Source organism: Kutzneria sp. CA-103260 (assembly GCF_018263855.1).
Classification (GTDB): domain Bacteria; phylum Actinomycetota; class Actinomycetes; order Mycobacteriales; family Pseudonocardiaceae; genus Kutzneria.
In genome coordinates this window covers 8,644,650-8,662,518 of the sequence record NZ_CP073318.1, presented here as the reverse complement: position 1 = coordinate 8,662,518, position 17,869 = coordinate 8,644,650, and the positions used below count along the sequence as shown (strand labels likewise).

Sequence of the window (17,869 nt, the reverse complement as noted above, 5' to 3'; positions counted from 1 at the left end):
TTAGGTCACCCTAACCTTCGACGGTCGGTCTTGGGAAGCGCTCAATAGTGTGCTCCCTGACCAGCGCTGACGCGTCGGTCACCGACTCAACGGCCGACAGCCATGCCGGCCTCCTCCGCCCAGGCTGCCACGTCATCCCGGCGCAGCGCAGCCGCCAAGAGGTCGGGGAACCGGTCGGGCGTGCAGGCGAAGGCCGGCGCGCCCAGCTCGGACAGCCTGGCCGCCAGCTCGTGGTCGTACGCCGGCGCGCCACTGTCCGACAGCGCCAGCAGCACCACCACGGTGACACCGCTGGCCACCAGTTCCCGCACCCGGCGCAGCAGCTCGCCGGCCACGCCGCCCTCGAACAGGTCGCTGATCAGCACCATCACCGAGTCGGCCGGCCGTTTGATCAGCGACTGCCCGTAGGCGACCGCGCGGTTGATGTCGGTGCCGCCGCCCAGCTGCGTGGAGAACAGCACGTCGACCGGGTCGTCCAGGGTCTCGGTCAGGTCCACGACCTCGGTGTCGAACACGACCAGCCGGGTGTCCACGGACCGGATCGAGGCCAGCACCGCGCCGAACACCGCCGAGTAGACCACCGACTCGGCCATCGAGCCGGACTGGTCGACCAGCAGCACGACGTCCCGCAGCGACGCGGTGCGGCTGCGCCGCTGCCGGCCGATCAGGTCACCGACCACCACGGTTTTCTGGGCCGGCTGGTAGTTCTTGAGATTGGCCCGGATGGTGGTGGCCCAGTCCACATCGGACAGTCGGGGTCGGTGGGTGCGGCGGGACCGGTCGATCGCGCCGTGCACGGCGGCCAGCAGCCGGTCGGCCAGCTTGCGCTCCACGTCCTCGACCACCTTGCGCACCACCGCCCGCGCGGTCTCCCGGGTGCGGGCCGGAATCGCCTTGGACAGCGAGACCAGGGTGCCGACCAGCCGCACATCGGGGTCCACCGTGGCGAGCAGCTCCGGTTCGAGCAGCAGTTTGTTCAAGCCGAGCCGTTCCACGGCGTCGCGCTGCATCACCTGAACCACGGAGGTGGGGAAGTAGCTGCGCACGTCGCCGAGCCAGCGGTGCAGCACCGGCGAGCTGTTGCCCAGCCCGGCGCTGCGCTTGCCGTCCTGGCCTTCGCCGCCGCCACCGTAGAGCGCGGTCAGCGCCCCGTCCCGGCGCTGGTCGTCCTCGCCGAGACCGCCCATCTCGCCGGCCGCCCCGCCAAGCAGCAGCCGCCACCGCCGTTGCCGTTCGTCACTCACGCCGTCGCTCCGATCAGGTCACGGACGTGGGCGGCCAGCCGCTGCGCCCGCTCCTCGTCCCAGTCGCCGGTGGGCGCCGCGACGGCCCGGCGGTTGCCGGCCATCACACGGTCGCCGAGGGTGCGCCGCTCGGCCGTGCTGAACTCGCCGACCGCCCGGCGCAGCAACGGCAGTGCGTCGGCGAACGCCTCGTTGGACAGGCCGCTCAGCCAGTTGTCGATCAGCGCGAACAGCCGGTCGTCGGCGGCCAGCAGCGCGGCCGACCCGCGCAGGAAGCCGGCGACGAAGGAGGTCGCGCCCACGGTCGCGGAGACCGCCCGGTGCAGCCGCGCGGCCACGGAATCGCTGTCCAGGTCGCCGGATTCCCACAGCAGCCGGGTCGCTCGCCCGGCCGGCAGACCGTGCGCGTCGGTCAGCGCGACCAGCCGCAGCAGGGCGTCCCGCCACACTGCCCGGTGATCGTCGTCGGCAGCCAGGCCGGCGGCGTCCTGGGCGGAGTCGAGCGCGGCCACCAGCTGGTCAGCGGTGTCGTCGTCCACGTTGCGACAGGCCAGCGGCAGGCCGACCGCGCCACGGGCCAGCAGGCCGTGCAAGGCGGATCGCAGCAGCTCGGGATCGGTGCCGCGGACCGAGCCGTAGCGAATGGTGCTGGCCAACGTCGGCAGCGCAACCAACAGCTCGGCGGCGTCGGTCGCGGCCGCGGCACAGCGGTCCAGGGCCCGACGGGCGGCGGCTACGGCTGCCGGCGACTCGCAGTCGACGGCACGTCCGAGCACTTCGGCGGCCTTCGCCACCCGGTCCGCGTCGTCGGCCCGTTGCCGCAGCACCTGCTCGGCGGCGGCCTCCACGGTGGTGCCGTACCGGGCGGCGGCCGCAACCGCGACCGCGAGGCTCGGGTCCCACCGCACCCGCCACGCCTCGGCGAACGTGCCGGTGCTGTTGGTGTGGTCGCGTTCGCCCCACGGCACGTCCAACACCCGCAGCCGGTGCAACAGCTTGGACCGCTCCCGGTCCATGTCCTTGCGGAGATCGAGCCGCATCTGCTTCTCGATCGCCGCGGCCGGCAACCGCAGCCGCCGTTGCAGACGTTCGAGATCGGCGGCCAGCGGCGAGCGTGGCACGCCCTCGCCGACCATGCCCAGCTCCTCGCCGACCACCAGCCGGTCGTGCACCAACCGCAGCGGCGTGTCGTCACCGCCGCACAGCACGGCCAGCGTCGCCTCGCTGACCTCAGCCAACCCCGGTGACGGCCGTCCGCGCATGGCCGCCAAGGCGTCGGCGAGCCGCACCGCCTCGACGGCGCTCGCCGTGGACGCGGGCAGATCCTCGTCGCGGAGAACCTGGCAGGCGCGGGCGAACCAGCGCGGCACGGTGTCGCCGGCCGCGGCCGTCTCCCACAGGTGCGCGTACCAGCCTGGCGAGGCGATGCCCGCACCGTAGCCGGCGGCGTTGGCCAGCCGGCCGTGGCTCCACGGCACCCAGGTGCCGCTGATCTTCTTCTTCGGCAAACCCTTGAGCAGCGCGGCATCCGCGGTGGCAGTCGGCAGCTCCAGCAGCGCCGGCACGTGCCAGGCGCCGCAGACGACCACGATCGGGCCCTGAACGTCCTTGAGTCCCTTGCGCAGCGCCTGCCGCATCGCCGCCTCGCGACGCAGCGTGCGCTGGCCGACGTGATCGGCGAACTCGTCACGCAGCGCCGTCATCGCCTCGGCCACGGCCTGCGCCAGCCCGATCGGGTCGGCCGCCGCGTGGTGCTCGACGACGTCCTCCCACCAGCGCTCCGGGTCGTCGAAACCGGCGGCCTCGGCCAGCAGCCCCAGCGGGTCGATCGCCACCCGGTCCGGCTCGTCCTCCTCGCCCAGCGTGGCCGCCGCGGCCAGGTCGAAGAACCGCAGCGGCACGGCGTTGTCGTCGGCCCAGCGCAGTGCCTGCCACTCGGGAGAGAAACCGGCGAACGGCCAGAACGCGGCCGTCGCCGGATCGGACTCGTCGTGCAGCAGCAGCGCCACCGGCGGCGTCAGCCCGCTGACGTGCGCGACCAGGCCGTCGGCCTCCGGCGGGCCCTCGACCAGCACCAGCTCCGGCTCGATCGCCGCCAGCGCGGCGGCCACCATACGGGCCGATCCCGGTCCGTGGTGGCGGATGCCGAGCAGCGTGACCCGGTCGGGAAGCTTGGGCATCAGGCGTAACCGGCGAGGTCGTGGTCCTGGCAGGCGCGGTACAGGTCGCGCCAGTCGGGCCGCTCCTTGACCACTGCCTCCAGGTACTCCTGCCAGGCCGCGGTGTCCGACACCCGGTCCTTCACCACGGCCCCGAGCAGCCCGGCCGCCAGCTCGTCGGCGCCGAGCCGGCCGTCGCCGAAGTGCGCGGCCAGGGCCATGCCGCTGGTGATCACCGAGATCGCCTCGGCCGTGGACAGGCTGCCGCTGGGCTTCTTCAGCTGGGTCCGACCGTCCACGGTGGATCCGCCACGCAGCTCCCGGAACACCCGCACCACCCGGCGCACCTCCTCCAGCGCCGGCGGCTCGGCCGGCAGCTGCAGCGCCCGCCCGAGCTGGGCCGACCGGCTGGCCACGATCTCCACCTCGGCGTCCTCGCTGGCCGGCGGCGGCAGCACCACGGTGTTGAACCGGCGGGCCAGCGCCGAGGACATCTGGTTCACGCCGCGGTCCCGGTCGTTGGCGGTGGCGATCACCGAGAACCCGGGCACGGCCTGCACCTGGAAGTTCAGCTCCGGCACCGGCAGCGCCTTCTCGGACAGCACGGTGATCAGCGAGTCCTGCACCTCGGACGGCATCCGGGTGAGCTCCTCGACCCGGGCGATCGCCCCGGTCTTCATGGCCCGCAGGATCGGGCTGGGCACCAGCGCAGCCTCGCTCGGGCCCTCGGCGATCAGCCGCGCGTAGTTCCAGCCGTAGCGGACGGCTTCCTCGCTGGTGCCGGCGGTGCCCTGCACGACCAGGGTGGAGTCGCCGCTGATGGCCGCGGCCAGGTGCTCGGACAGCCACGACTTGGCGGTGCCGGGTACGCCGACCAGCAGCAACGCCCGGTCGGTGGCCAGAGTCGCCACGGCCACCTCGACGATCCGCCGGTCGCCGACGTACTTCGGGGTGATCGCCGTGCCGTCGGGCAGTTCACCGCCGAGCACGTAGCGGACGACGGCCTGCGGGGACAGCTTCCACATCGGCGGCTTCGGCCGGTCGTCGGCCGCCGCGAGGGCGTCGAGTTCGGCGGCGTACTGCTGCTCAGCAGACGGCCGCAGCACGGTTTCGGTCACTGATCGCCCCTTCGATCGAACGCGTCTCTCAGCTGGACGCGTAGGTGCAGCACGGCTTGTTCGTTGGTGTGTTCCGGCCAGCGCTCGGCGATTCGCGGCCACTGCTCGGTCAGCACGCCGACATCGCCCCTGGTCAGCAGGACGGGCGGCGGGCGGCCGGTGCGCCAGCCGGGCGTGACGGCGACGATGAAGCGCTGCAGCAGCGCCTCGGTGGTCGCCGCCGACCACGGCCCCGGCAGCTGCGAGCAGCCGTGGTCGAGCAGGTCGTACTTCCAGTCGTGGGAGACGGCGACCAGCACCTCGGCGGCCGACCGCGCCGGCAGCGAGTCGATCGCGTCCAGCAGAGCCATGCCGGTCAGCACCTCGGACGCGGCCAGCGCCCACGGCACCGGGTCGGCGGCCAGCGGCAACGCGTCGGCGATGCCCTGCAACAGCGGCTTCGCCCACGGGCTGGCCACCACCTGGTCCAGCTCCCAGAACTCCGGCGGCACCGACGCGGCCGCCGCCCGCAGCCGGCCGGCGATGCCGGTCTCGGTGTTGCCGTCGTGCAGCAGGTCCCGCTGCTCGGCGGCATCCGGCTCCAGCTCGAACCGGCCGTCCGGGATCACGTCGGCGTCCCGCAGGCCGTCCCAGAGCCGGCGCTCCGCGCGCTGCGCCAGGGCCGTGCCGGGCAGCTTGCGCAGCAGCCGCAGCGCCAGGTCGTGCACGCCGGCGGCCCGATCGTCCAGCGCCGCCTCCAAGATCGACTCGTCCTCGATGGACAGGCCGACCTCCAGCGCGTTGATCAGCAGCTGCCGGTCGCTGGCCCGGCGCTCCTCCGGGAACCGCTCCGCGACCAGCGTTCGGACCGCCCCCTGGTCGGTCCGACGCCACTGGCGCAGCGCGGTCAGCCGCTTGCCGGCCGGCGCGTCCGGGTCGTACGGCTCCTGCTCGTTGATGCCGACGGCCCAGACCCAGTCCTTGCTCAGCAGCGCCAGCCACTGGCCGCGGGTGCCCAGCACGAGCCGGATCGCCGGCCGCAGCGTCGGCCGCGCCCCGCCCAGGGCCAGCAGCTGCGGCAGTTGGGCATGCGCCGCAACGACTTGGGCGCGGTTGGCCGCCGCGCACCACTCCGTCAGCAACGCCTCGTCGTCCCAGCCCAGCACCTGGGCCAGCACGTTGCGCGCGGACTCGCCGGCGATCTGCGCGTTCTCCGGCGGGGCAAAGGGAACCGGCACCAAGCCGGCCGGCGTCTGTGGCAGCCGCGCCCCGAACCGGGCCAGCCCCAGCGCCGCGCAGTCGGCCAGCAGCGTGTCCCGGTCGACGTTGCCGCGCCGGGTGCCGACCAGCAGCTGCTGCACGGTGTCCTGCCACTTCTGGTCCGTGCTCACGACACCACCTCCGGGAACGCGCCCGGCTCCGCGATCGCGCACAGTTGCAGGAAATCCCCGTCCCACAAGCCCATCGCGTCGAACGGCTCGCCACCGGTGCGGGCCAGGGCCTGGGCCAGCGACGAGCCGACCCGGACCGGCAGCCCATGGTCGGCGGCGTCGATCAGGTACAGCGACTTGTCGTCCCGGGCCGGCCGGGTTGCCCTGCAGCACAACGGAACCAGTCGCAGCCACGGATCGCTGACCAGCAGCGGCTCGGCCGCCGCCAACGCGTCCGCCCAGGTGTCCGGCAACGGAATCGGCCCCGCCGGGCCGGACCTCGTCACCTCGCCGACCGCCACCCGCTTCGGTAAACCGCCCGGATAGGGATGCAATACCGCAGTCAGTTCCGCCCCCGGAGTCATTGCCGGCACGGGAATCGCGCCCCCGGCCGCGTGCCGTGCCGTATACACCCACTGCTTGCGGGACCGTCCCCACGCCCACTGCCGAACCGTGCGCACCTTGCCGTCATCGCTGTCCATGCGCAGCAGCACCACCCAGTCGTCGGCCCAGCTCTCGCCGGCCCGCACCTCCTGCTCGGTGGTGGTGAACCCCAGCCGAACCCTTGCCGGCTCGGAGAAATCGGTGCGGGTCAGCAGATAGAGCCGTCCGATGTGGTCGGTCGCCTCCTCGTACCACCGAGGCCGGTTGGCCCCCACCACTGACCGGAGCTCGCCGATCGCCGAGGCGATGCCCGGCGCCTGCGCGTCCACCATCCGGGCCATGATTCCGTTCCACCACAACGGTTCCCGCGACGGCAGGGTGTGCAGGCCGCCGGCCGACAGGTCGGTCAGCCAGTCGGTGAGCCCGGCGATGCCGGCCCGCACCGACTCCTCCCGCCGCTTGCCCGGCTGCGCCGGCTTGCGCTCGGTGGTGGCCCGAGTGTGCCGGGCCCGCAGCCAGGTGCCGACCCAGTCCGGCTGGCTGCCCTCGCCGGCAGAACCGTTGGTGTGCAACAGCTGTAGCGCCAGCGCGTGCTTGCACGGGAACTTGCGGGACGGGCACGAGCACTTCGTCGCGCGGTCGGACAGGTCGACGCAGACCTGGTACGGGCTCTTGCCGCTGCCCTGGCACAACCCCCACAGCGCGGCGTCGTCCCGGCCCAGTTCCGGCCACTTCGCCGGGACCGCCAGCTTGCTGGCCCCGGTCGCCACCTGGCGGTCCGGCGCCTGCGCCAGCACTGCCTCCACATCCATGCAACGACCATATGGGCACCCCCTGACAGTTTTGAATGCCGCGCGTGCCGCGCGGGGCTCGGCCCCCTTGGGCCGGTGCCTTCCCTAGCCGGATTTCGCCCGCCGCATCCAGCTCGGGTGGTGGGGCGCGTCGGGTGGCGGCGGCCGAAATCCGGCGACAGTCCAGGCACCGGCGGGGCCTCACGCCCTCTGTGTTGGTGGTTCGTGTTCGCCCAGGTCACAGTCGGGTGAAGCCCGTTTGCCGGGTTCGGGTGCCCCTGGTAGGAATCAGCGCGTCGAGGGGGGATGGGTGGAGAAGGCGACGTCCGCCGTCTGGCAGCCGCGGGAGGACGGCCCGGCCGGCCGGGATCCCGACGTGCGGCTGGCCCAGTGGCGGCAGGTGTGGGTGCGGGACCGTATCCCGCGGATCTGGTCCGGTTATGTCTTCGTGGCGCTGCTGTGCCTGCTGTTGGGCCTGCCGGCGAGCACGGTGCTGGCCGCGGTCGCGGTGCTGGTGGTCGGCGCTTTCATGCTGATGTACTGGTTGCGGGTCGGCCGCACGTTGACCGCCGTGGGACGGCTGTTGGAGGCGGAACCGGCGCGGCTGCTCGACGTGGAGGTCCTGGACCGACAGGTGGTCCGGGCCGGGCAACTGGTGTTGCGTCTGGCCGGCGACGTGCCGACCAGTGGGCGGCTGTGGCTGGTCGGACCGAGCCCGGAGGGGCTGGCGGCAGTCTTCCTTGAGGGCATTCCCCGACCGGTGCACGCCAAGGTGCTGCCCGAGGTCCCACGGCTGGGCCGTCCGCCGGCCGCCCGGCCACAGGACCCGCAGGCGGCGGCGCGCCGAGCGTCCACTGTGGCGTCATGGCGGCTCGGCCTCCGATGGGCGCACGCCATCGCGATCACTGTCGCCATCGGACTCGAACTGGCGCCGCAACCGGCGGTGTTGGCCTGGCTGTTCGTCATCGCCGGGGTGCTGATCGCCGTCTTCCTGGCCCGGAGCGTGCTGCGGGCGCTGCCCCGGCTGCGGCTGTCCCGGCTGCTGGCCGCCGAGCTGGTCGAGTATCCGGCCAGCGTGCGGCCCGACTGGTCGATCGCCGTGGAGACGGACCTGGCGGCCAAGGTGCTGTGGGGCCCTGACGTGCACGCTTCCGTGCGGGCCTCGGGGCGGCTGTGGATCGCCGGCACGCCGGCGGCCGGTGTAACGCTCGGGGTGGGCGTGCCGGATCTCCCCATCGCCGGGGTTGTCCGGTTCAGCTAGAGGGGGGAACGAGGGTGGACGACACCCTGCTGTCGGCGGCCGTGTGGCGGGCGACCGACCAGTGGCAGGTCGAGGACGACCCGGTGGAACTGCGGATGCGGGTCCACGGGAAGCTCAGCGGCTATCTCCTCGGCAGTGCGACCGGGCTGGTGCTCTTCGCGGTCCTGTGGTGCGCGGTGCTCGGAGGGATCGCCGCCCCGGTGGCGCTCGGGCTTGTCGCGGTGGCTGCGGTCGCCCTGGCCGGGTGGCTCAGGGTCATTGTCGGCCGCGCGAAGGCTGTGCTCGCGGATGGTGTGAGCCGGCGAGTGGCGGCTGTGGTGGTGGCACATCGGGGCATGAGCGCGGTGGTCGCGGCGGAGGGCCGGTACCTGAGGGTGCGGCCGATCACCTGGCCGAGGTGGCAAGTCATCGCCCGCACCGGCGAGATCACGGTGGTTGGCCCGGATGCCAAGGGCAACGCAGTGGTGTTTGTGGACAGTCAGCCCACGCCACTGCCGGCGAAGGTCGTGGCAGCGCCGGAGCAGGTCGGCGCGGAGCCGATCGCCCGCGTCTCGTGGCAGGGAGCGGAGGACGACGTCCCGATGGCGTACGCGCGGCAGCAGGCACGGCGTCTGTGGCTTCAGGTTGCCGCCGTGCTCGTGGTGGTGGCGGGGTTCGCCATTGACGCGGTCCGCGACGAGTCGGCGTTTCCGACCAATGGGTCCTTTGCGGCGCTACTGGCGCTGAGCATGGTTTTCTTCCCGGTTTCGGTCTCCGCACAGCTTCGGTTGCCACGGCTGCTCGCCGCCGGGCAGTGGAAGCAGTACCAGGCCGTCGTCCTCGGTTGGCGTAGCGAGGGCGAGCGGCAGGGGACCGCTGACCTGTCGGTGCAGTTGAGCCGTACCGACGGGGAGCTGCGCCGGATGGTCGTCAAGGCGGCCCCGGTGGAGGTGGTGGCGCACGTCAACGCCACCGGCACGTTGTGGGTGATCGAACCGGCCGGTGGCCGGTTCACCGCGGTCGGCGTGCCGGGCTATCCGGTCGCCGCGCCGGCGAAGTTCGTCTGAGCACTACGAAAGAGGGGGGACGAGGGTGGAGGACACCCGGTTATCGTTCGCCGTGTGGCGGCCGGCCGAGCAGTGGCAGACCGAGGACCCGGCGGTCGAGCTGCGGATGCAGGTCTACGCGCGGCGTGGCCGGACGGTGGTGGTCGGCTTTGTCGTGTCGCTGGCGCTCGCGGTCGTGGCATCAGCGTTCCTGCGGCACCTGACCGCCCTCAGTGCGCTGTTCCTGCTGAGCGCGGTCCTGACGGCGATCGGCGGCATCCGGCACCAACTCCGGCTCGGCGGCTGGCTGAAGGCGGCCAAGGATCTGCTCACCGGCAATCCCAGCCACCGGGTCGCGGCGCGGGTGGTGGCGCACAAGGGAAACAGCACGGTGCTCGCGGTCGGCCAAACGCACCTGCGGGTGCGGCCGGTCAGCTGGGGAATCCGGCAGGTCATCGCCCGTACCGGCGAGATCACCATGGTCGGCCCCGACACCGAAGGCCATGCCGTGGTGTTCGTGGACGGCCAACCCACCCCGTTGCCGGCCAAGGTCGTCGAGGCGCCGGAGCCGACCGAAGCGGAGCCGATCGCCCGCGTTTCGGCCAACGGGGCCGAAGACGAGGTGCCGAGGTGGTACGCCACCCGGCACGCCCGTATCCAGTGGATCCCGTTCGGCTACGCGCTCATCGTGCTCGCGGCGCTCGCCTACGACGCCCAGCAGGCCAGGTACACGTCCCTCTGGATCTACGTCGTGGTGCTGGTGGCCTGCCTGGTCGGCGGCCTGTTCCGGGTAGCCGATCAGGTCCGGCTGCCGAAGCTGCTGGCGGCCGGGCAGTGGCGGGCCCATCCGGTGACCGTCGAGGCGTGGAAGGGCGATGCGCGGCGGCCGTTCGCGGATCTCACGCTGAAGCTGGGCGTGCCCGGCGGCGAGCAGCGGCTGGTGGTCAAGCACGCCTCGGCCGAACTGGTGGCCAACATCAGCGCCACCGGCACGTTGTGGATGGTCGGCACGCCCAGGGACAACAAGTCGGCTGCGGTCGGCGTCCCGGGCCACCCGATCCTCGCGCCGGCGAGGTTCGCGTGACCGACATGCCGATGACTGACATGCCGATGTGGCGGCCGCCGGTGGACCGGCCGCTGGACAGCGACCCGGCCATCCAGCTGGTCCTGAACGCCTGGCGCAAACGCAAGGTGGTGCGGCCGGTCTTCGTCTTCACCGGACTGGCCGCGCTGATGTTCCTCATCCACCTCGGCTTCAGCGCGCTCGGCGTGCTGTTCCTGGTCGGGGCCGTGGCGGCGCTGGTGGGCGTGTTCCAGTTCCGCAGCCGTGTGGCGTGGTGGCTCGCGGCGGCACCGTCGCTGCTGGACGAGGCGGTCGCGGTGCGCGTGCGCAGCGAGGCCATCGGCGGCGCGGGCTCGTGGACGCTGCTGTCGATCGACGGCGGGCGGCTGTGCCTGCGGTTGACGACCACAGAGGCCAGCGTTCGGCAGCTGCTGGCCCGGCAACGTGAAGTGTCGCTGGTCGGCCCCAATGCCGACGGCATCGCGGCCGTGGTCATCGACGGACTGCCGGCACCAGTGCCGGCGCGAGTGGTGCCCGCGCCGGCGACGCCGACTCCCGTGGCCGTGACCAGCGAAGATTTGCCGCGCCTGGCCGCTACCAAGGCGGTCCGGACGGCGTGGCTGGCCCAGGCCGTCACCGCGCTGGTCGGCGCGAGCCTGCTCTTCGACGTGCTGGTGATTGTCGAGGGTTGGCTGCTGGCGACCATCGGCTTCGTCCTCATGCTGGTCGCCACGGCCATCGCCGCCCTGGCCCGGCGCAACGACCAGCACCGCATGGTCAAGCTGCTGGACAACAGCCCATGGCAGGCCTACCCGGCGCAGCTGCTGTCGTGGGCCGGCAATCCAGCGCTGGTCGGCCGGCTGCGGCTGGCGCTGACCCTCCCGGACGGGAGCCGGATGCCGGTCACCGCGCGGCTGGGGGCGTCCTGGCTGGTCGCCAACATCACCGCCACCGGCTACCTCTGGGTGGCCGGCACGCCCCGCTACGGCGCCTCCGCCGCCGTGGGAGTGCCGGGCCAGCCCAACATCGCGGCGGTCCGGTTCGAGGAGGCTCAGGCCCGCTGACGGCCGGACCAGGTCCAGGCGTACGCGGGGTCCTCGCACGCCTGGGCCGCCTCGCCGAGCTCCAGCGGCCGGAACGTGTCCACCATCACAGCGGTTTCGTCGAAGTAGTCCACGCCGAGCGAGGCCTCCACCGCGCCCGGCTGCGGCCCGTGGGTGCAACCGGCGGGGTGCAGGGACAGCGAGCCCAGGCCGATGCCCGAGCCCTTGCGGGCCTCGTAGTCGCCGCCGACGTAGAACAGCAGCTCGTCGGAGTCGACGTTGGCGTGGTTGTACGGCACCGGGATGGACAGCGGGTGGTAGTCCACCTTGCGCGGGCAGAAGGAGCACACCACGAAGTTCGGGCCCTCGAACGTCTGGTGCACCGGCGGCGGCTGGTGCAGCCGGCCGGTGATCGGCTCGAAGTCCCGGATGTTGAACACCCACGGGTACAGGCAGCCGTCCCAGCCGACCACGTCGAACGGGTGGTTGGCGTAGGTGAACCGGGTGAGCCCGGCCCGGTGCCGCACCAGCACGTCCACGTCCTCGCCGGCCGCGGTCAGCGGCTCGGTGGGGCCGCGCAGGTCGCGCTCGCAGTACGGGGAGTGCTCCAGGAACTGGCCCTTGGATGACAGGTAGCGCTTGGGCGGGCCGATGTGGCCGGTGGCCTCCAGCACCAGGATGCGCATCGGCTCGCCGGAATTCGGCACCACCCGATAGGTGCAAGAGGTGGGGATCACCACATAGTCGCCGTCGGCCACCGGCAGCGCGCCGTAGATCGTCTCCACCACGCCGGCGCCGGTCTGCACGTAGAGCAGCTCGTCGCCGGTGGCATTGCGGTAGAGCGGGCTCGGGGCGGTCGCGGCGACGAAGCCGATGATCACGTCCGCGTTGCCGAACAAGATCCGCCGGCCGGTCACGGCGTCGGCTCCGTCCCAGGTCAGGGTCGGTGTCTTGAAGTGGCGGGGCTTGAGCGGGAGGTTCGGCTCGGTGCCGCCGCGGCCGTCCTCGACGGTCTGCGAGTCGACGATCGCGGTGGGCAGGTGGCGGTGGTAGAGCAGCGCCGAATCGGACGAGAAGCCCTCCACTCCCATCAGCTCTTCGGCGTAGAGACCGCCTTCGGGCGTGCGGAACTGGGTGTGCCGCTTCGGGGGGATCTCGCCGACCTGTCGGTAGTAAGGCATTGGGCTCTCCGGGTGTCCGATAGTCGGACATCTTTGTTCAGCTGCCGTGACACCGCTAGCGTGTCACCCGTGTCAAGCGCTGTAGAACTCCGTGCGCCCGGTCCACGAGGCACGCCGCCGCTGCTCGCGAGGCTCGTCGACGACGCGGCGCTGTTCCCGCCGGGCAACGCGACGATGGCCGACGCGGTCCGTGGACACCTCGACGGGCGGTCCGGCGAATGGGCCGGTGTGCTGGGCCTCTTCCTGTGTCCGGCGTCCCGGCTGCCGGAGCTCATCACCGAGTTGATCAAGGCCAAGCCGGTCAAGCCGCTGGCCATCTCGCTGGTCGTCGACACCGGTCTCGGTGGGGTGCCGAAGGCGGTGTCCATCGTGGAGTCGCGCAGCGAGCTGCTGTCGCTGCGCATGGTGGAGATGCCGGCCCCGTCCGACGTGGACGAGGTGTGGCTGGAGCGGGTGTCGGAGTTCGTGCCCGAGGACGTGATCCGCGTCGTCGAGCCGCGCCGGGGCGGGGCCGAGTGGCTGGACGGCGTGGCCCGGGTCATCGAGCACGGCAGCTGGCCCAAGCTGCGCTGCGGCGGCCTGAGCCACGAGGCGTTCCCCAGCGTGGACCAGGTGTCGGACTTCCTGTCCGTGGTCTCCGGCGGCGGCGTGTCCTTCAAGGCCACGGCCGGCCTGCACAACGCGGTCCGGCACACCTCCGAGGAGACCGGCTTCACCCACCACGGCTTCCTCAACCTGCTGGTGGCCACCGCCCGGTCGCTGTCCGGCAAGGACGTGCGGGAGGCGCTGGCCGAGACCGACGGCGAGAAGCTGGCCGAGGAGGCCAAGGCGCTGTCCGACCCGGCCGCGCACGCGGTCCGCGGCGTGTTCGCGTCCTACGGGTCGTGCTCGCTCACCGATCCGGTGACCGACCTGGAGAAGCTGGGGCTGCTGTGACCTGGATTGACGACCCGGAGTTCACCGGGGATCACCCGTTCGGGCCGCAGACCCTGCCGTACGGCGTGATCGACGAGGGGATCGCGGTCCGGGTCGGCGGCCAGGCGCTGCCGCTGCGGCCCATCGCCTCGTCCTTCGGCGACCGGCTGGCCGAGCTGGTGTCGGCCGACAGCCTCGACCCGTTGCTGGCCGCCGATCGGCCGCTGTGGAGCGAACTGCGGGCCCGGCTGCTGGAACTGGTCACGGCCACCAAGGCGCCGCAGGGGGCCGCTCTGGCCCGGTTGTCCTCGGCCCGGCTGCCATTCACCGTCGGCGACTACGTGGACTTCTACTCGTCCCGGCACCACGCCGAGAACGTCGGCAAGATATTCCGGCCGGACGGGGCCGCGCTGCTGCCGAACTACACGCACCTGCCGGTCGGCTACCACGGCCGCGCCGGCACTGTCGTGGTCTCCGGCACCGACGTGGTGCGGCCCAAGGGGCAGCGCAAGGGCGAGCACGGGCCGGTGTTCGGCCCGAGCGTGCGGCTGGACATCGAGGCCGAGGTCGGCTTCGTCTGCGGCGGCCCGGTCACCAGCGAGGTGAGCACTTCCGCCGCGGCCGACCACGTGTTCGGCGTGGTGCTGGTCAACGACTGGTCGGCGCGGGACATCCAGGCCTGGGAGTACCAGCCGCTCGGCCCGTTCCTGGCCAAGTCCTTCGCCACCTCGGTCGGGGCCTGGATCACGCCGCTGGAGGCGCTGTCCCGCGCCCGGGTCGCGCCGCCGACGCCGGCCAACCCGCTGCTGCCGTACCTGGTCGAGGACGCCGACTGGGGTCTGGACCTGGCCCTGCGGGTGTCGTGGAACGACACGATCGTCTCCAACCCGCCGTTCGCCACCATGCTGTGGACGTTCGCGCAGCAGCTGGCCCACATGACCGTGAACGGGGCGACCGTGCGGCCCGGCGACCTGTTCGCCTCCGGCACCGTCTCCGGGCCGGACAAGTACCAGCGCGGCAGCTTCCTGGAACTGAGCTGGGGCGGCAAGGAGCCGGTCGAGCTCAAGGACGGCAGCTCGCGGACGTTCCTGGAGGACGGCGACACCGTCGTCATCACCGCGACCGCGCCCGGCGAGGACGGCACCGTGGTCGGCCTGTCCGAGGTGGCCGGCACCGTGAGGCCGGCGGCCTGACATGGTCGAGCCGGCCACCCGCGAGAGTTCGCTGACCCTGGAGCGGGGCCTCGCCCTGCTCCAGGCCGTCGCCGACTCGGACACGGGCGCGCCGAGCATCAGCGACCTGGCCACCGCCATCGGCGCCTCCCGGGCCGCCGTCTACCGCCTGCTGGTTCCGTTGCAGGCCCGGGGCCTCGTGCTCCGGGACGGCTCCAAGGTGCGGCTCGGCCTCGGTGTCCTCCAGCTGGCGGCCAAGGTCGTGCCCCAGCTGCGCAACGCCGCCACGCCCCCGCTGCGAGAGCTGGCCGAGGGGGTGGGGGCGACCGCCCACCTGACCGTGGCCGAGGGTCACGAGGCCCAGGCTGTCGCCGTCATAGAGCCCTCGTGGACGACCTATCACGTGGCCTACCGGGTCGGCACTCGCCACCCGGTCAGCCGGGGCGCCGGCGGCAAGGCCATGTCCCTGCCGCCCGGCGGCCCCGAGTGGATCGACAGCACCGGCGAGCTCCAGCCCGGCGCCTTCGGCGTCGCCGCCCCCGTGCGGGGCGTGCCCGGCCTGCGGGCCAGCGTCGGCGTCATCTCCATGGAGCCCCTGGACCAGAACACCGTCGGCCCGCTGGTGGTCGCCGCTGCGGCGGCCGTCGCGCAGGCCCTCAGCTGAAGATCGTCTGGTACAGGGCGACGGCGGCGAACGCCGCGAACAGGAAGCCGGCGATGCGCTGGATCAGCTGCGGCTTGACCCGAGCGCGGATCTTGCGGCCGACCAGCACCGCGATGCCGGCCACGGCGACCAACGCCAGCCAGGCGCCGACGCCGACGGCGAAGGGGTGGCCGTAGTGGGCGGTGAGGCCGGCGGTGGCGAGCTGGGAGGCGTCGCCCCACTCGGCGGCGAACAGCACGCCGAACGAGGTGAGGGCGGCCCGGCGGAAGGAGACCTCGGCGGGGCCGGAGCGGGCGGCGTCCTGCTCGCTGTCCTCGTCGGCGCCGAAGCCCTCGCGCAGCAGCGTGAAGGCGCCGATGCCGAACATGACGGCGACGACGCCGGTGGTGACGCGTTCCGGCAGCAGGGTCAGCACGCTGCCGAAGGACACCGCGATGACGCATTGCACCAGGAACGCCACGGACACGCCGACGAACACCGGCCAGGCCCGGTATCGGGTGGTGAGCACCAGGGTGGCGACGAGGGTCTTGTCCGGCAGCTCCACCGCGAGCACGACGGCGAAGGCGGTCAGCAACACCAGGAACGTTGCGGCCACAGGGGTCAGTCCTTCCCACATGTGGCCCGGACGGGGGACACGCGACCCCGACCGGGCGCGAATCACCCGGCCGGAGGTCTCGTTCGCCCGCGATCACGCGGGTGAGGCACCGGATTCCGATGGCGGAATCAGTATGTCGATGGCCTCGCCGGGCCGCCGCGATGAAGGCGGACCCCGGGAACTACTCCCCTCAGGCAGGAGTCATTGTAACGTGCGCATGAGATCCACGCCGCGACCTGCGTCACAGGGTCCCTGCCCACCCGGGACCTAGGTCCCGACCGGACAGGACGCCGGGACCTGAGCGGGGACCCCCGCCCGATGGCAGTGTTCTCAGCGTGGACGTACTAGATGTGGCGAGGTGGCAGTTCGGTATCACCACCGTCTACCACTTCCTGATGGTGCCGCTGACCATCGGACTGTCCATTGTGGTCGCGGTCATGCAGACGGCCTGGGTGCGCACGGGGAAGGCGCACTACCTGGCGATGACCAAGTTCTGGGGCAAGCTGATGCTGGTCAACTTCGCCATGGGCGTGGTGACCGGCATCGTGCAGGAGTTCCAGTTCGGCATGACCTGGTCGGCGTACTCCCGTTTCGTCGGCGACGTGTTCGGCGCTCCGCTGGCCATCGAGGGCATCGTCGCGTTCATGATCGAGTCCACCTTCCTGGGGCTGTGGATCTTCGGTTGGGAGCGGCTGCCCAAGGTCGTGCACCTGGCCTGCCTGTGGGCGGCCTCGCTGGCCTCGACGGCGTCGGCGTACTTCATCCTGTCGGCCAACTCGTGGATGCAGCACCCGGTCGGCATCGAACTGGTCAACGGCAAGCCCCAGCTCACCTCGATCTGGGCGGTGCTCACCAACAACACCGCCATCGCCGCCTTCACGCACACGGTCTCGGGCGGCTTCGCGGTCGCCGGCACGTTCCTGGTCGGCATCTCGGCCTGGCACCTGTGGAAGAAGCACAAGCTGTCCGCTGTGGACGATGCCGACCGCAAGGTCTGGTCGGCGTCGCTCAAGCTCGGCGCCTGGATCGGCATGGTCGCGTTCGCCGCGGTCGCGCTCACCGGCGACGCCCAGGGCAAGCTGATGTTCGAGCAGCAGCCGATGAAGATGGCGGCCGCGGAGGCGCTGTGCCACACCGAGGCGCCGGCCAGCTTCTCGGTGTTCGCCTACGGCGACGTGTCCCGGCCGGACTGCGAGAACGTCAAGAGCATCACCGTGCCGGCGCTGCTGTCCTTCCTGGCCCACAACGACTTCTCCACCGAGGTCAAGGGCGTGCAGGACCTGACCACGCTGTACGAGCAGAAGTACGGGCACAACTACCCGGTCGATCCCAACCTGGGCGCGCTGTCCGGCCAGCCGATCAACTACGTGCCCTATCTGCCGGTCACCTACTGGGGCTTCCGCTTCATGATCGGTTTCGGCGGCCTCGCGGCCGGCGCGGCGCTGCTCGCGCTGTGGCTGACCCGGCGCGGCCGGATCCCGCGCACCAAGTGGTTCCCGCGGCTGGCGCTGCTGTCCATCGCCACTCCGTTCCTGGCCAACAGCTTCGGCTGGATCTTCACCGAGATGGGCCGGCAGCCCTTCGTGGTCGTGCCCAATCCGACCGGTGTGGACGGTGTGTTCATGTACACCGCCCAGGCCGTGTCGCCGGGCGTGTCCGCGGGCCAGGTGCTGACCTCGCTGATCGCCCTCACCGCGGTGTACGGCGTGCTGGCCGTGATCGAGGTGTTCCTGCTGGTGCGCTACGCCCGGGCCGGGGTGGCGGGCGTGATGCCGCCGCCGACCGGCGGGGACAGCGACAAGAAGAAGTCCGACGACGACGTGCTCGCGTTCGCGTACTGAGGAG

At 72.1% G+C, this 17,869-nt stretch carries 15 protein-coding genes; 8 read left to right on the top strand and 7 right to left on the bottom strand.

Annotation, left to right across the window (positions count from 1 at the left end):
* Window positions 1–86: 86 nt before the first annotated feature.
* From JJ691_RS38230 to JJ691_RS38210, 5 genes are read right to left on the bottom strand one after another with little or no spacing between them, the layout of a single operon-like run.
* Window positions 87–1,244: a VWA domain-containing protein gene (locus JJ691_RS38230; RefSeq protein ID WP_249227278.1), complete on the bottom strand. Its 1,158-nt coding sequence runs from the start codon at window positions 1,242–1,244 to the stop codon at window positions 87–89.
* Window positions 1,241–3,424, bottom strand: coding sequence for a DUF5682 family protein (locus JJ691_RS38225; protein ID WP_211764376.1), 2,184 nt, complete (start codon window positions 3,422–3,424; stop codon window positions 1,241–1,243). Before JJ691_RS38225 ends, JJ691_RS38230 begins: the two co-directional genes overlap by 4 nt.
* Window positions 3,424–4,521, bottom strand: coding sequence for an ATP-binding protein (locus tag JJ691_RS38220; protein ID WP_211764375.1), 1,098 nt, complete (start codon window positions 4,519–4,521; stop codon window positions 3,424–3,426). The genes JJ691_RS38225 and JJ691_RS38220 overlap by 1 nt, the downstream gene beginning before the upstream one ends.
* Entirely contained in the window at window positions 4,518–5,891 is a 1,374-nt protein-coding gene (locus tag JJ691_RS38215; protein WP_211764374.1) for a DUF5691 domain-containing protein, read from the bottom strand. The genes JJ691_RS38220 and JJ691_RS38215 overlap by 4 nt, the downstream gene beginning before the upstream one ends.
* Window positions 5,888–7,126, bottom strand: a complete 1,239-nt coding sequence (locus tag JJ691_RS38210) for an SWIM zinc finger family protein (RefSeq protein ID WP_211764373.1) — start codon at window positions 7,124–7,126, stop codon at window positions 5,888–5,890. The genes JJ691_RS38215 and JJ691_RS38210 overlap by 4 nt, the downstream gene beginning before the upstream one ends.
* 289 nt (window positions 7,127–7,415) lie before the next feature.
* On the opposite strand from JJ691_RS38210, the gene JJ691_RS38205 reads away from it, so the two are divergent.
* Genes JJ691_RS38205 through JJ691_RS38190 form a run of 4 tightly spaced genes read left to right on the top strand, consistent with a single transcriptional unit; the run spans window position 7,416 to window position 11,518 of the window.
* On the top strand, window positions 7,416–8,366 hold the full coding sequence (locus tag JJ691_RS38205) for a hypothetical protein (RefSeq protein WP_211764372.1): 951 nt from the start codon (window positions 7,416–7,418) through the stop codon (window positions 8,364–8,366).
* Between the two features lie 14 nt (window positions 8,367–8,380).
* The gene (locus tag JJ691_RS38200) at window positions 8,381–9,412 is read left to right on the top strand and encodes a hypothetical protein (protein ID WP_211764371.1); all 1,032 of its coding nucleotides are present in this window, start codon (window positions 8,381–8,383) and stop codon (window positions 9,410–9,412) included.
* Window positions 9,413–9,437: 25 nt separating this feature from the next.
* A complete protein-coding gene (locus JJ691_RS38195) occupies window positions 9,438–10,475 on the top strand; it encodes a hypothetical protein (protein ID WP_211764370.1) in 1,038 nt (345 codons plus the stop codon).
* A gap of 5 nt (window positions 10,476–10,480) precedes the next feature.
* On the top strand, window positions 10,481–11,518 hold the full coding sequence (locus tag JJ691_RS38190; protein ID WP_211764369.1) for a hypothetical protein: 1,038 nt from the start codon (window positions 10,481–10,483) through the stop codon (window positions 11,516–11,518).
* Here JJ691_RS38190 and JJ691_RS38185 read toward each other — a convergent pair.
* On the bottom strand, window positions 11,506–12,678 hold the full coding sequence (locus tag JJ691_RS38185; protein ID WP_211764368.1) for a homogentisate 1,2-dioxygenase: 1,173 nt from the start codon (window positions 12,676–12,678) through the stop codon (window positions 11,506–11,508). The two genes, JJ691_RS38190 and JJ691_RS38185, sit on opposite strands and share 13 nt — an antisense overlap.
* Before the next feature lie 69 nt (window positions 12,679–12,747).
* Here JJ691_RS38185 and JJ691_RS38180 point away from each other — a divergent pair, with 69 nt between their 5' ends.
* Genes JJ691_RS38180 through JJ691_RS38170 form a run of 3 tightly spaced genes read left to right on the top strand, consistent with a single transcriptional unit; the run spans window position 12,748 to window position 15,429 of the window.
* Window positions 12,748–13,614: a hypothetical protein gene (locus JJ691_RS38180; RefSeq protein WP_305874132.1), complete on the top strand. Its 867-nt coding sequence runs from the start codon at window positions 12,748–12,750 to the stop codon at window positions 13,612–13,614.
* Window positions 13,611–14,786, top strand: a complete 1,176-nt coding sequence (gene fahA / locus JJ691_RS38175; RefSeq protein ID WP_211764367.1) for a fumarylacetoacetase — start codon at window positions 13,611–13,613, stop codon at window positions 14,784–14,786. Before JJ691_RS38180 ends, fahA begins: the two co-directional genes overlap by 4 nt.
* Before the next feature lies 1 nt (window position 14,787).
* Complete coding sequence (locus JJ691_RS38170; RefSeq protein ID WP_211764366.1) at window positions 14,788–15,429, top strand: IclR family transcriptional regulator; 642 nt, start codon at window positions 14,788–14,790, stop codon at window positions 15,427–15,429.
* On the opposite strand, the gene JJ691_RS38165 is transcribed toward JJ691_RS38170, so the two are convergent.
* Window positions 15,422–16,045 carry a TMEM165/GDT1 family protein gene (locus tag JJ691_RS38165; RefSeq protein WP_211764365.1) on the bottom strand — a complete coding sequence of 208 codons (624 nt, stop codon included), beginning with the start codon at window positions 16,043–16,045 and terminating at the stop codon, window positions 15,422–15,424. The genes JJ691_RS38170 and JJ691_RS38165 overlap by 8 nt on opposite strands.
* Before the next feature lie 314 nt (window positions 16,046–16,359).
* Here JJ691_RS38165 and JJ691_RS38160 point away from each other — a divergent pair, with 314 nt between their 5' ends.
* Window positions 16,360–17,865: a cytochrome ubiquinol oxidase subunit I gene (locus JJ691_RS38160; protein WP_211764364.1), complete on the top strand. Its 1,506-nt coding sequence runs from the start codon at window positions 16,360–16,362 to the stop codon at window positions 17,863–17,865.
* The last annotated feature ends 4 nt before the right edge of the window (window positions 17,866–17,869 follow it).